Raw genomic sequence first — 14,462 nt, 5'->3', positions numbered from 1 at the left:
AAGCATAATGAATAAAATCAAAGTATGCTCCGACAAATTTCTAATTTCTGGTTGCGTTATATACATCCTCGTTTGGCTCCATTAATTGCCACAATTGGTATTGTTGGACTTGCTAGTTGTCTGCTCATCCTTTTTGTTTTAGCAAAACTGATTGAAGAGGTTTTGGAGCGAGAATCTTTTACATTTGATACGACTTTTCTGTTATGGCTACATCAGTTTGCCAATCCAAATTTAGATAATTTAATGCTATTTATTACAAATCTTGGTAATCCTAGTACAGTGGTTGTAGTTGCAGGTGTTACCATCTTGTTACTTTGGTGGCGACGTTACCAAGAAGAAGCGAAAGTTTTTGTACTTGCTTGCTTAGGAGGATTCATTTTAAATACAGGGCTAAAGTTATTTTTTTCCAAACCTCGCCCTGAACTATGGCATCGCTTAATTTCTGAAAAATCTTTTAGTTTTCCTAGCGGTCATGCACTAGGCTCTATAGTGCTTTATGGTTTTATTGCTTACGAATTAGCAACTCACTATCCTCATTTTGCTAAACTTATTTACAGTTTCACAGTTATTTTAATTGCTGCTATTGGTATTAGCCGCCTATATTTAGGAGTCCATTGGCCTACAGACATAATTGCAGGTTATGGAGTCGGCTTTTTGTGGCTGATGATATGTATTACAATGCTGAAATTGCAAAAATTAAGGCAGGAAACTTAGTTGATTAAATCCTCTCAATCTCCAATCCCATAACTCTAAGTACAATATTTTATGAATTTGTAGCGAATTTTCTGCGTACCTCTGCGCTTACCTCCGCGCTCCTCTACGTTTAAAATTTCACCCTCAATTGATCCCCAAGTTACCAATCCAAGATACGATAGACGTTGATTTACGTATTCTTCTAATTAATGCATATGAAGCGCTATTGGTCGCGTTTGCTTGCGCTGGTTTTGGTGGTAGCTATCGGCTTAATGGGCTGTACTGGCAGTCCAGATAGCTTGACTGGGGATTATCGCCAAGACACCTTAGCTGTGGTCAATGTTATGAGGCAAGCTCTGAATCTATCACAAGATTCAGCAGACAAAACAACAGTTCAAGCAGAAGCGCGTCAGAAAGTTAATGACTTTTCGGCTCGTTATCAGCGAGTTAACTCTGTTTCTGGTCTTAACTCCTTTACAACCATGCGAACAGCCCTTAATTCCCTGGCTGGACACTACAGTTCTTACCCAAATCGTCCCGTACCCGAAAAACTCAAAAATCGTTTAGAGAAAGAATTACAGCAAGTTGAAGCAGCGCTAAAGCGTGGCGGTTAACTTTTAAAACTAAGCTAAAAACATCTAATTTGCATAACCAAATTAAACACAACTCTTGTGGGGTGGGCATCTTGCCCGCCAATTTCATGCAATCTAAATGTATAACAGCTTCTTGCCTACTGCATCATCAAGAGTCAATATTTATGACTCTTGATTACTTTGTATCCATCCAATTTTCACCAACACGCGCCTCCACCAGCAATGGTACGCTTAACTCAACTGCATTTTCCATCACCGACTTAATTTGTGGTTGTAATTCTTCCCACTCATCAGGGGGAATTTCAAACACTAATTCATCATGAACTTGCAACAACAAACGCGCCTGATAGTTCTTCAAAACCTCATGCAGCCTTACCATTGCAATTTTGATAATATCAGCGTTAGAACCTTGAATTGGTGCATTAGCAGCCGAACGTAATAAACCCGCATCATAAGCGCCCAAATTCTTCAATTTACTCAGATCGATATCTTCTGGGTTACTGCCTTTTAATTTGCGTAAACTATTATTAGTAAAGTCAAAATAACGACGACGACCGAGAATAGTTTCTACATAACCAAGAGCGATCGCTTCTTTTTTGACTTGCTCTAAATATGCAAAAACTTTAGGATATCTTTCATTAAACCGCTTAATGAACTCGTTGGCAATGTTCTTATCTATTCCAGTTGAGCGCGAAAATCTTAGAGAACCCATGCCATAAATCACGCCAAAATTGATAGTTTTTGCCATCCCTCGTTCTTCTGAGGTGATATTTTCTTTTTCAAAAACTAACCGCGCGGTAACAGTGTGAACGTCTTCATTTTGCTGATATGCTTGCACTAAGATCGGCTCTTGACTCAAATGAGCCAAAATTCGCAGTTCAATTTGTGAGTAATCAGCAGCCACCATTAACCAACCAGCTTCTGGCAAAAATGCTTTCCGAATTTGGCGACTAAAAGCAGTGCGAATGGGGATATTTTGCAAATTTGGATTAGAAGAAGATAACCTACCAGTTGATGTTGCTGCTTGATTAAAATCAGTATGCACCCGTTGAGTATCTGGACGCACCAATGCAGGTAAGGCATCAACATAAGTAGACTTTAATTTAGATAGAGTACGATACTCAATAATCGCCTCAACAAAACCACTTTTATCATCTTCTTGGAGTCTTTCTAATGTTGCTGCGTCCGTAGAAAAGCCCGTTTGAATTTTCCGAGAATGTTTGGTACTTAACCCTAACTTTTCAAACAATATTTGGCTCAATTGCTTAGGAGAACCTAAGTTAAAATTTTCCCCAGCTATTTCAGTTGCTTCCTCTTTTAACCTGACTAACTCTATTTCTAAATGCTGTGAAAGTTCTTTTAAATAAGCTGAATTAATACGGACACCCGTGTATTCCATTTTAGCTAAAACTTCTTCTAGTGGCTGTTCCACTTCCACTAATAGCTTAGACAAAGTTGGAATTTGATCCAGATCCTCACGCAATTTCGCCACTAAACCAAACGTAGAATAAGCATCCATACCGCAGTAATCTGCTACGGCGGGAATATCTATATCAGCGATGGTTTTGCCTTTAGGAACTAAATCTAAGTAACTTTTTGCTATCAATCCCAAATATCGCTGCCCTAAATCCATCAAATTATGACTTGAATCTGGATTTAGAATGTAACTTGCCAGCATGGGATCAAACACTACTCCCGCCAAATTAATCCCTTGACACTTTAGAACTAAGCGGTCAAATTTGGCATTCTGTAAAGCTTTGGGATAATCAGCACTTTCCAGAATTGGGCGTAATGCTTCTAGCACCAAATTTTTATGCAAATTTTCCCCAGTTTTATGCCCCACAGGAATATAGGCTACCTCATCCGGTTGCATTCCCCAACAGCAACCAATTCCTACTAACTCAGCATCTCTTGGTTCTAAAGAGGTAGTTTCAGTGTCCCAAGCAACGGGAGTCTCTGGGTTCGTGAATGTTTGCAAAAGTTTCACTAACTCAGTTAGTTTTGCTTCAGTGTTGATAATGCATGGTGTAATGGGAGAAATAGATTTTTGTGCAACTGCTACTGTATCACTAGCACTAAAAAACCACAAATCATTATCTTCATCATCCTTCAATTCGGAGTTAGGATTAATTGCGTCTGTTTTCGCTTCTGGCTTTTCTTCAACTTGTCCACCGAAACGTTGCTGTAGGTCGTTAATTCTACCTAAAAAAGACTTGAATTCTAATTTTTCTAAAATGGTGGATAAGACGCTTATATCAAACCCTTTTAATTTGCAATTTTCTAAATTAATTTCTAAAGGAACATCTAAAACGATGGTTGCCAAATAGCGAGATTTATCGGCATCTTCTTTACCATTTGCTAGTTTTTTCTGAGTTGCACCTTTAATTTCATCTAACGCAACATAAATATTATCAAGGGAACTATATGTATTTAGCAGTTGCACTGCTGTCTTTTCCCCAATTCCCTTGACTCCAGGAATATTATCTGATTTATCACCACAAAGAGCTTTAAAATCGATAATTTGTGAAGGCAAAACGCCCATTTTTTCTTTTACTTGTTCTGCTTCAAATTCCGTAATGCTATTTGTAGAGCGTTTTATGGCATCTGGACTAAAATTCAGAACAGTTATTTCTTTGTCAGAGTCGATTAATTGAAATAAATCGCGATCGCCTGTGAGAATCTTCACCCTATACCCAGCAGCAGTTACTCGCTGTGCTAAGGTTCCCAAAACATCATCCGCCTCGAAACCAGGGGCAGTAAAAATTGGTAGATTGAAGCCATTCAGCAACTCATGCAGGTTTGCTAAATCGGGAATGAAGTCTTCTGGCGTTTCCTTGCGATCGGCTTTATAAGTCTCGTCAGCTTCATGGCGAAAAGTGGCCTCACCTAAATCAAAAGCGATCGCCATTGCTTGCGGCTGTTGTGTTGCCATCACCTCCAGCAAGCACTTCACAAAACCAAAACATATACTCGTGGGAATCCCCGTTTTGGTACGCAGTCCTCCATCTCGCCCTTTGGCAAAAGCAAAGTACGAACGATAGGCTAAGGAGTGTCCATCTACAAGGATGAACGTGGGGCGTGTTGCAGTTACAGAAGTGAAAGTTTCAGACATAGCCCTATTTTAGCCAGAAGCTTTGTCACATAGTTAGCAATTTCAGATGCTAGTTCAGCTTTGCTTTGGCGACAATCGCCCAGTTTTTGCATATTAATTAAGTTTGCGTATGATTTTAAACAGATAAGTGCCTACGCATTCGCAGCCTTAGTACGGAAGCCCGGTAGAACCAATTTTTGGCAGCAATACTGCCCTAATTAAGTACGTAAGTATGAATATAGTAACCAGAAAGTAAGCATATCCTTTATATTCTGGTGAGAAGCCAGGGAGCTATCTCCTAAGCGGTTTATGTTTAATTACCTTGACCTAGCTTACTTCTCAGGAAGCAACAAACAACTAGCTTAGTATTTCGACATCATACTACCACTATTAAAACCTCTTTTCCTCACCGAAACTTTATATGTAGCAATCAACAAGTGCATTTGCTGAGAAGAATCGAATATAAAAACTTTACATAAGGTTACGTGTATTTATCAGGACTACAAGCAAAGTTTCAGAGTTAGAAATAAGTTAGCCATCCCGTAATGATTCGTTTTAGAAAAGCATCTTCACATCATGACAACAAAACTATTGAACACTCTAGCTGCTGCTACAACTTTGGCAGGAATTGTTGTTGTTGCAACATCTGGAGCAGCTAATGCAGCTTCTCTCTCTTACAGCAGTTTTAGTAATTACGATTTGACAGATATCATTGATTCACCTTTGAGCGTCCAAAAATTTGACTCATCTCTAGGCACACTCCAAGGTGTAACGATAGAATTTACCGGGGACATTCTTGGAAATGCAGGTTTTGAAAACAGGAGTCCAAACACAAGACAAACCACAGTAAATCTTGGCAGTCAATTGAACTTACAACTAAATAATCAATCTTTATTGGCGCTGAATCCACAATATATTTCCAGTTACCAAGTTGCTAAATATGACGGCACCATTGATTTTAGTGGCGCATCTGGAAAAACTCTTTCTAACTTAACTGCCACACAATCTGGTAATCAGTCTTTCACTGATACGCAATTCTTGCAGTCTTTCATTGGTAATGGCAACGTCAACTTTTTGTTCTCAGCTTTAGCCGACTCACAAGTTCTAGGATCGGGCAATATTATATCCTATATTGATACTTATGCTAAAACAGGTATCAAAGTAACCTATAACTACGATAATGTAAAATCAGTACCTGAATCCTCTACCACACTTGGAGTTGGTTTAATTGCTGGGCTTTGTCTGTTGTCACAACGCAAAAAAAGCTGGCTCAAGGGTTCAAATTTTTAGACTCTCTTGAATAAGTAAGTTTTTTCGTTCTTATCTATTGGTAAGCCTTTGTAATTTAAATGAAAGAAAAACCCAGATTCTCGAAAAAATTGGGGTTTTTTGTTGCGATTATTAGCCAGATTTTGAACAATTTTCAAAAAAACTATAGCAATTAGGACTTACACACTGTACAAATTAATCATGATATGCTCCTACAAAAATAAGTCGCTCCAGGCTTTAATTAATATTACTTTGATCGTAAATAGATCCGCGCTGTAGGGGTTTAGCAATGCTAAACCCCTACGAAAGATCGGTTTTTTACATAATACATATTTGGTATTTTCCGTCAATGCGTAAGTCCTAGCAATCTAAAATTCTGTGATTCAGCATCCTCATATTAGGAAAATTAGATTGACTAGAGAACCCACTTTTTTCCTAATACTCCCCACTGGTCGCTAGAGCCTGTTAACCTCTTACTGGAACTTAAAATCTAGGAAATCATGCAGAAAGCATCTGCCACACCATCTACCGATCATCAGGCTGCTGCAAAAGACATTAAACTACTAGTTTTGGATATAGACGGCACGATCGCAGGACATTCAAACACCATCAGCGCAGGTGTAAAGCAAGCTATTGTGGCAGTGCAAGCACGAGGCATTCCAGTGGCGATCGCTACAGGTAGAATGTATCGTTCAGCCTTGCGCTTTCACGAAGATATCGGCTCTACCTTACCATTAATGGCCTATCAAGGAGCCTGGATTCAAGATCCAATTACTCAAAAAATTCATCGCCATTGGGCTGTTTCCAGAGAAATCGCCCAACAACTACTAGACTATTTTGAACAGCCTGAGTTGCGATCGCTCCTATCTGTCCACTTTTACATCAACGATCAACTATACGTCCGTGAATTAACCAAAGAAACCCAAATTTATGCAGAACGTTCTCGTATTATCCCGATTCCCGTTGGTGATTTACGCCAAACCTTAACAAATAAACCGACAAAAATTCTCGCTTTGTCTGATGACATAGATGTAATCGACAAACTATTGGGGAATTTGCGCCGCCAATACACACCTGCTGAACTTTATCTCACAACATCTGTTGCTACCTTTTTTGAAGCAACTAACGCCTCTGTGAATAAGGGAACTGCTGTACGTTACTTAGCCGAAGAATTGCTGGGATTACAGTTAGCCAACGTTATGGCTATTGGTGATAACTTCAATGATGTAGAAATGCTGGAGTCTGTTGGACTTGGTGTAGCTATGGGCAACGCACCAGCTGGAGTACAAGCGATCGCACAGTGGGTAGCTCCTAGTGTAGAGCAAGACGGAGCAGCAGTAGCAATTGAAAAGTTTTTGCTGTAATGAGGATGCTCTTTCAAGCCTAAACCCTATAAATCAGAAAGGACACCAACGACTGGCCGTGTTTCGTCTCGGTGTCCTAGCTGGTTCGCTCCTCACACACCTGCTAATGTAGCCGAGGTGATGCATTGAGTCAATAGTTATTATAAAAGTTTTTATTTTTACCTAAGCGACATTACTGATTTATAACTCCAAGGGCGCAAAAACACCCAATTTTCCCTCTAGCAAGTATCTTAATAGTGACTGAGTAGCCATAAGTAATCCGAGTCTGGCTTGGGCTAATTCTGGCAATGTAATTTTCACCTTACCCCAAATCCGGCAATTACACCAAAAGTTTTCAAAAGCTTGGCTCAAATTCAGCGCGACTTTTTCCCATTTTACAGAACCGCTAATATCACGGCACTCTATGCTGTCTACCACTTGGATCAATTCGCTAATGAGACGACGTTCATCTGGATGATTTAGTCGTAATGTTTGATCACAGTTGAGCCAAGGTAGAGGGTTAGGAGAGATAACATCCCAAAAACTTGGACTGGTATTTGTAACAGGTTGTTTAAGTTTAATCAATCCCTCTCGGTGAGCCAGCAACACCAGCGAACAGCAACGTGCATGGGCGTGCTGAACAGCAAATAATGAATTGGGCATGGGGCATGGGGCATTGGTTATTAATTCTTCTCCCTCACCTCCCTCATCTCTCTCATCTCCTTGCTCCCTACCTTTCCCCAAACTCTCCACTACAATACTTTGTAACCAAGTCGCTAAGGTCGAGTGAGTCAATTCAAAATGTATCCAGCCAGGAGGAACAATTTGGATGGTAAAAACGTCGCCACAAGTCCTTAATAAATCAGATGCGATCGCACTGGCAAGCTCCATAGTTTTCCAATTCTGAGATTTTGACAGTCGCAAGGCCACACTTGAGATATATAATACTTTATTCTTATCTCTATCTTTATATAGAGGAAATTTTTCATCTTTTATGCTTATATTTTCTATTTTGTAAGTATCAATACTTAGTACGTCAATTAAACAGCTATGTAATAGCTGTTTAATTGACGTATATTTCTTAACTAGTAATTTATCATGCACGTAATTTTATTTAACTAATCATGTAACATATATGTGTTTATTTTCTGTCATCTATCTTAGGAGATAAATTTAATTTAGATGAAGAAAAATGAGAAGAGGATAAAATTTGATGAATAATCGATGAATAGTAAGTAAACTTTACTACCATCATTGTACAGTAGGAAGTATAACAAAAGAGTAGAGAGTAATTTGCTTTCTATTCTTTGGATTGGCTGGCGCTGTTAGGCGTTAAGCCTCGCCAACACAAAGACACTCCTTGCACCTTTTGATCACGTCTTTGTCTTCAGCCGAACGCTCTTTGTTACCTATGCAATCTCCATCCTCCTTTTCTGAGGCATCACGGCCTTTCTTAACTTGGCAACGAATTCTTGACTGGGCTCAAGAACACTATCGATGCCGTACCTTTAGCAAAGATGAGCGCATTCCAGCCCGGCCTGGATTGCTATATTTGGTGCAAAGGGGTGCGATCCGCATGGTAGGAACCGCCCAAGTCAGTGCAACAGCTAGTCAGCTAACGTCTCGACGAATCAACAGAACTCCAGAAGAAGCGTTCTTGGGTTTTGTGGGAGCGGGACAGCCATTTGAAATTGTTGCTCAGTCGCCATTTACACTCCAGTCTTACGCCCATGTTGACCAAACTGCGGTGTTGTGGATGTACTGGCATGACCTAGACAACTGGCCTCACTTCCGTCGTGAAGTTATGGATGCCTTTAGGTATCAGCACCAGCGTAAGCTGCTGTGGCTGAGTGCCTTGGGACAACGCCGCACAATTGACCGACTCTTAGGATTTCTTACATTGTTAATTGAGGAATATGGAGAGCCAGCAATGAGCGACACCGATCCTGATGTGATTCGCGGCTATTGTCTGCCCTTTCCCCTCACCCATGCCCAAATTGGTAGCGCGATTGGTTCAACCCGCGTCACCGTCACCCGCTTGATGGGTAAGCTGCGTCAACGCGGCTTAATCCTCACCCAAGGGGATAATCTAATTTGCTTGCCAGCAGAATCGATTAATAGGGCTGGTTAAAGCAGAGTTCAGAGCGGCGATTTCCGCCACTCTGTCTAAGCGCGATCTAAATGCGATCGCTCCTTTCAGCGAATTTTGACAAACCCAGCTTGGCTAATCAGTTCCTGTCCCTGTTCAGTCAGCAGTAAGTTGGCGTAAGCGACACCAGCTTGCTGCTCAGTCTGATTATTTTGTTTGACCACCACAAACAGATTGCGGGTAATTGGGTATTTTCCTGATTGGAAAGCCTCAATGTTCAATTTGTTCCGTTTACCAGGACATTCAGACGGGAGGACAAATGTTTCTTGGTAAGGAGCAATATATTGCCCCTGCGTTCGGCCTAACGCCAAGGGTTTGATTGAGCATTGAGGAACCACCTCTGGGGCAGAAGCGTAGTAAATACCACCAGAACTACCAGCCAATTTTTGCAAAGCTTGGGTGGTTGTGGAGATAAATTCCACATTGGGGCTAAAAGCTTCACCACCCAAAATGTCTTGGACAAAAAGTTCCACAGTACCGCCATCAGTAATGCGGCGAGAATAGAGCTTAATCGGAATATTGGGGCCACCCACCTGGCTCCAATTATTGACTTTACCTGTATAAATTGACTTTAATTGGTCTATCGTTATTCCTGGGATGTTGAGGTTAGGGTTGACTGCGATCGCTAAACCATCAATAGCCACAGGAATTTGTTTCAAAGTGAAACCACGCTGCTGGGCACGGCTTAATTCCTGATCTAAAATTGGGCGAGAGGACTGGGCAAAGGCTAGTTGACCGTCTATCAGTGACTGGATGCCTGTACTAGAACCAGGAGATGCATTACTGGGTTCTACATAGCGCAACCGAAACTCTGATCGCGCAGCTTGAATTGCTGGATCAACTACCAGGCGAATCGGTGCCCAAGATGTACTGCCTCCGTAATTGAATAATCCTGTAGGAACATCCTGTATTGAAGTGAAAGTATTTCCACTAGGTTGTTGTGATACAGCCTGGGGTGTTTTGCTGCTACCAGAATTAATTGCATTTAGGTCAACACCAGACTTTTTACTAAACCACCAAAAACCGCCAGCAATTAGCCCGGCCGTGATTAGGATGGATAAAACAAGAATAGTTGTTTCATTTTTTTGAGACATAGTAAATTACCCGCGTGTCCATTCAATACAAGTGCTTGACTTGATAAGTACTTGCTATTTGAGATTGTATTGGCAAGACGGGATTTTCTAAGCAAATTCTGACAAATCCTAACTTCTGACTACTTTTGAAGCGAAGGTATTGGTTGAAAACAGCTAAAAACCTTATTTGACACTTTTATACTTAGTTAAAATTAATCGAGAAACGGACTCAGAAGAAGTCCTCCACGGAAATGGTTTGTATTTAATCCACGGTCGAGCTTGAGTCGGGAGCCTTTCCCTAGATGGCGATCAAAGATATTGCCATAGTTACCTACAGATGCAAGAACTTGGCGCTGCCAGTCCTTGTCCAAACCCAGTTCTGATGCAAAGATTGGCATCACCCCAGCACCACCTGCATACCAGGGTGTTTCCGGTCTTTCTGCGTTGATCAATGTATCCACTGTCCAGGCGACGATCGCTGACCACTGAGCGTCCTCAGTTCCAGTAGCAGCAATCACGGGAAAAGTTGTGAGTGGCTCCGGGAGGATGCGGCTTGATAATCGGTTCACCCCAGAGTCGAGGCGGATCTGGGCAAGGGTCGTAATTTCACTGGCGATCGCGTGGCAATTTTGCACGTTGTATGTATCAATCATCTCCCCATCCTCAGAGAACGGGCGACGGAACCAGTTCTTGTGGATAGCACCGAAGTAAGCCGTGAGGCTCCGCTCGACCGAACTACCAATCATAAAGCAGATGCTTTTTCCTGCCAGGTCGTTAACGTGTTGTGCAGCTGAAGTTGACGCTACCATCACCGCATTGGATTCTACAAAGACAGTGGGGCCAGGTACCAGCTTACCAGCCAGTTTTTGCTCGTTAATCTCCGATCCTGTGAGGAAGTATACATCATCCTGCTGGTTACGCACGGCATCGAAGTCTTTCGTTGTCTCATACTTGTGATATTCGATGCGGTCAGAAGATCCCAGCACGGCAGCAGCGATCGCACGACAGACATCGACATTAAGCCCACTCCAGCCACCTGACTCGGCTTCAGTTGCCAGACCAGTCCGCTCGACGCTACCACAGCGAACCACATTGTGTTCCTTTACACGTTTGATGACGGAACCTGCTTCGGCTGAGGAAATCGAGCAGCAGACACCAAATAGAGTCAGGAAGACTAACACAAAACGCATGAATTCTCCTCAAGGAATGTCGAAAGATGATTTCGAGTTATTGGGAATTGGGAATTGGTATCAATAACTAAATCGGCGGGCGGTGATCACTGAGCTTGCCGAAGTGCTATCCCTCTCATTGGTATGGGAGGGATAGCCGATTTTTTTAAGGGTTAGCTGCTGGATAGGTGCTTGGTAGTGCATTGAAGCCCTTGGGGATTTTGTTGACTATCCCCTGATGCTTGTCCTCCGGCGTGATTCCGATCGCGCGGCAGCCTTCACCACCGTAGTGCGGTAATGTATTCACAACACTGTCTGGAATCTTTGCAAAGGAGGCTGGTAATGGCGGCGAGACACCGAGTAGCCGCTTTGGATCAAAGCCTGACAGTAAGCTGTCGGTGATTGGCGAATTGATGTCCCGTGGGCCGAGGTACTTCTGCTTGAATCCTGGCGGGCCAAACTTGTTGAACTCTGGGGAATTGCCAGCAGCGAGTGCCTGTGCCTCATCGGGCAGACTAGCAAGCGGAGGCAAACCAAAGATTGTGTTGATTGTCTCGATTACCGAGTTGTGATCCCCTTCGGCGTGTGAGACGGCGTGTGTCCGAGCATAGGGTGAAATCAGAATCAGTGGCACACGGACACCACGGGAGAGTGGCAACCCATCGGGGCCATAAGACAAGATCCTCGGCGGTACATGGTCGTAGAAGCCATCTGACTCGTCGTAGGTAATAATAATGGCACTCTGCTGCCAGATTTTCGGATTTGAGGCGATCGCGTTAATCGCTCTGGCTGCCATGCCCTCACTAAGCTGGCGATCGGTGTAACCCGGATGGTCATCATCACCTGATTTTGCTGCATTAATGGCGGCAATCTCATCCGCAGGTGTGTTGGGGTTTGTAATTGGTGGCTTCAAACCTTGCTGGTTAGTGTAGCCGCCACGAATGTAGAACACGCCACTTTTAGGTAAGGTATTGTTGGCTATGTCGCTAAAGAAGTCATTCAATCCACGCAGATTTTTACTTACCTGCGGCGTGTTGGCAACATAACCAAAATACTGTGCGCCGTTGTGATGGGTAACATAGGCATTGTGTGAAGCAATCCCGTTGGTATCGGTCGGTTCGAGATTGTAGCCTTCTTGATACCAACGCCAATTGACCGGTTCAGTTTGGAGTTTTTGGATATAGGGGATATCTTGCTGGATGTCGGCTAGATCGAATAAAGGATTTTTGTTACCAGCCAAGACTGACCGAATATCATGACCCTGGAAGGTGAGCGCTAGACTGGCGAAGGTTAGGTTTGAGGAAATATTGCTATCAGCGTAGCTCTCTTTCGGGCCAGCAGGTTGCTTGTTATCCGTTGTTGTATCGAACTGGGAGCCATAGAATGGCTGTGGATCGTTGACTATCGGCACCCCCTGCGTTGTCCCAGTATGACTGCCCACGGTGTATGATTGACCGCTCGAACCGTGCTTAACCCACTGCGTTTCACCTGACTGTCCTGCGAGCATTGCTACTGCATTTGGAGTTGAAGGGGTGTCTTCAGTTGCAAAGATGTTGTCAAAGACGGTGAAGCGACTAGCCCACTTCCAAAAGAATGGAATGGTGTTGCAGTCGATGTGCGACATTACCAGGCGTGCAAACTGCTTGCCCTCAGCAATGTTGGCTGCTCCACCCTTCGATGCGAAGCGCGTGTACTCGTCGGAGGCGAACTGATCCATTTGTGGCTTACCGTCCACAACGTGGAGCTTGGTTGCCAGTCCGGTGTGGGAGTGGTCAACGCTATCAACGGCGCTGGCGTTCTGCTCAGATCCAATCAGGAATGGCTGAACTGTGACGCTTGCACCGTTGGCATCTGTGTAAGTCTGGGTGAAACCAGGCGTTTTTTTGGGGCTACGAGGCTTTTGTCCATCTGAGTAGAGTCCGTTAACACCGGGTAATGTGCCATACTCGTTGTCGAAGGAGTGGTTCTCGTTAAAAATTACAAAGACGTACTTGATCCGCTCCTGAAGCAGCTTTGTGAGCAACTGCGGCGGCAACTTGGGTTCTTTGTCTGGATCGTTTAAGTATTGCGCCACGTCTGGCGTTGCATCTGGTTGAGTTGTGATGCTTGACTGTGCTGGTAATGCTTTTTGTGGAGAAGACTCCTCTGCGATCGCCGAACCAAGAAATATGGACGGTATAATCGAGGACGGAAGTAGCAAGAGTGTTAGAGCAAAATAGAACTTCGTAAATCGTCTCAAAGCACATCTCCTTAGTAATTTCTATCCAGTTAATATCGCTACGCTGAATTAAAATCTTTAATTCATCTACCGCAAGCTTTTCATTGATTTAAAATAGGTATTTTGGTTACGTTATGCTTTATTGGTTACGAATTTTAGAAGAAATTAACACTTTTGATAAAAAGCAAAGTTATGTCATCATTTAAACTTTTTGCTTTCTTCTCAGCCACAAACCGATAGTAGCAATAACTGCTGTTCCAGCTAAAGTTTGAGGTTCAGTAACAGGTTCAGTTTTGACGAAAGTCACGGCAGTAAAACCTGAACTTTGGACACTTCCAAGGTCGCTGTTGTCTAAGAATCTTCCATCATTGGTAATGCCCGTACCTGTAAAATTGCTGTCAAAATCCAGTTCCAAACTGTACAAGTTCTGGTTTTGATTTGTCAATAAACCTGCATCGGAAAAAGCAAGTATGTTCTCTTGAATGTAAGCTGTATTGCCAGCCAAACTGTTCGATAATGTTCGCAAAACAGTATTATCATTAACTAAATTTATATTCCAACTTGTCAAATCTACAAAAGAACTAGAAGCTGGTAATTGATCCACATCTACTGTGTAAGTCCCATTAAAAGAACCATTTGCTAAATTGACAGGTAGTCCTATTGAACCATCAAGAGCAATGGAAGCAAAATTACCTAAAATATTAAATGTTTTCAGATTGACAGCCTTGGCAGGATCTGTGCCAATAGCTGTAAGCATAGCGAAACTAAGCGCTGCGGTTGCAGTTGCTTGCGATAACCTTCTTAAAGGTGTTGCACTCAGCATAAGTTTGGTCTTAATATTTTTGCCCACCGAAAATAATGTAA

12 protein-coding genes are annotated in these 14,462 nt (G+C 42.6%); 6 read left to right on the top strand and 6 right to left on the bottom strand.

Annotated elements, in window-relative coordinates:
• The first annotated feature begins 24 nt into the window (after positions 1-24).
• Together V7K38_RS21370 and psb27 are read left to right on the top strand one after the other, a co-directional pair.
• Positions 25-714: a phosphatase PAP2 family protein gene (locus V7K38_RS21370; RefSeq protein WP_334860430.1), complete on the top strand. Its 690-nt coding sequence runs from the start codon at positions 25-27 to the stop codon at positions 712-714.
• A gap of 188 nt (positions 715-902) precedes the next feature.
• Positions 903-1,307, top strand: coding sequence for a photosystem II protein Psb27 (gene psb27, locus V7K38_RS21365; RefSeq protein WP_334860429.1), 405 nt, complete (start codon positions 903-905; stop codon positions 1,305-1,307).
• Positions 1,308-1,461: 154 nt separating this feature from the next.
• On the opposite strand, the gene polA is transcribed toward psb27, so the two are convergent.
• On the bottom strand, positions 1,462-4,398 hold the full coding sequence (gene polA / locus V7K38_RS21360) for a DNA polymerase I (protein WP_334860428.1): 2,937 nt from the start codon (positions 4,396-4,398) through the stop codon (positions 1,462-1,464).
• Between the two features lie 555 nt (positions 4,399-4,953).
• Between polA and V7K38_RS21355 the strand changes: the two genes are divergently transcribed.
• Both V7K38_RS21355 and V7K38_RS21350 read left to right on the top strand, forming a co-directional pair.
• Positions 4,954-5,667, top strand: coding sequence for a PEP-CTERM sorting domain-containing protein (locus tag V7K38_RS21355; protein ID WP_334860427.1), 714 nt, complete (start codon positions 4,954-4,956; stop codon positions 5,665-5,667).
• A 479-nt stretch (positions 5,668-6,146) separates the two neighbouring features.
• Positions 6,147-7,010: a Cof-type HAD-IIB family hydrolase gene (locus V7K38_RS21350; protein WP_334860426.1), complete on the top strand. Its 864-nt coding sequence runs from the start codon at positions 6,147-6,149 to the stop codon at positions 7,008-7,010.
• 180 nt (positions 7,011-7,190) lie between these two features.
• Here V7K38_RS21350 and V7K38_RS21345 read toward each other — a convergent pair whose 3' ends face one another.
• The gene (locus V7K38_RS21345) at positions 7,191-7,880 is read right to left on the bottom strand and encodes a DALR anticodon-binding domain-containing protein (protein WP_334860425.1); all 690 of its coding nucleotides are present in this window, start codon (positions 7,878-7,880) and stop codon (positions 7,191-7,193) included.
• A 520-nt stretch (positions 7,881-8,400) separates the two neighbouring features.
• Here V7K38_RS21345 and V7K38_RS21340 point away from each other — a divergent pair.
• Positions 8,401-9,120: a Crp/Fnr family transcriptional regulator gene (locus V7K38_RS21340; RefSeq protein ID WP_100901811.1), complete on the top strand. Its 720-nt coding sequence runs from the start codon at positions 8,401-8,403 to the stop codon at positions 9,118-9,120.
• Positions 9,121-9,185: 65 nt separating this feature from the next.
• Here V7K38_RS21340 and V7K38_RS21335 read toward each other — a convergent pair whose 3' ends face one another.
• Complete coding sequence (locus V7K38_RS21335; RefSeq protein ID WP_334860424.1) at positions 9,186-10,232, bottom strand: PstS family phosphate ABC transporter substrate-binding protein; 1,047 nt, start codon at positions 10,230-10,232, stop codon at positions 9,186-9,188.
• A 191-nt stretch (positions 10,233-10,423) separates the two neighbouring features.
• Positions 10,424-11,020 carry a hypothetical protein gene (locus V7K38_RS21330; RefSeq protein WP_334860423.1) on the bottom strand — a complete coding sequence of 199 codons (597 nt, stop codon included), beginning with the start codon at positions 11,018-11,020 and terminating at the stop codon, positions 10,424-10,426.
• Positions 11,021-11,174: 154 nt separating this feature from the next.
• On the opposite strand from V7K38_RS21330, the gene V7K38_RS21325 reads away from it, so the two are divergent.
• Entirely contained in the window at positions 11,175-11,468 is a 294-nt protein-coding gene (locus tag V7K38_RS21325; protein WP_334860422.1) for a hypothetical protein, read from the top strand.
• 78 nt (positions 11,469-11,546) lie between these two features.
• Here V7K38_RS21325 and V7K38_RS21320 read toward each other — a convergent pair whose 3' ends face one another.
• Together V7K38_RS21320 and V7K38_RS21315 are read right to left on the bottom strand one after the other, a co-directional pair.
• The gene (locus tag V7K38_RS21320; RefSeq protein WP_334860421.1) at positions 11,547-13,619 is read right to left on the bottom strand and encodes a phospholipase C; all 2,073 of its coding nucleotides are present in this window, start codon (positions 13,617-13,619) and stop codon (positions 11,547-11,549) included.
• A gap of 181 nt (positions 13,620-13,800) precedes the next feature.
• Positions 13,801-14,421, bottom strand: coding sequence for a PEP-CTERM sorting domain-containing protein (locus tag V7K38_RS21315; protein WP_334860420.1), 621 nt, complete (start codon positions 14,419-14,421; stop codon positions 13,801-13,803).
• Positions 14,422-14,462: the final 41 nt, after the last annotated feature.

This window comes from Nostoc sp. (genome assembly GCF_036917465.1).
Taxonomy (GTDB): domain Bacteria; phylum Cyanobacteriota; class Cyanobacteriia; order Cyanobacteriales; family Nostocaceae; genus Nostoc.
Note: the sequence above shows the minus strand (reverse complement) of the source record. Positions and strands in the feature narration are given on the sequence as shown.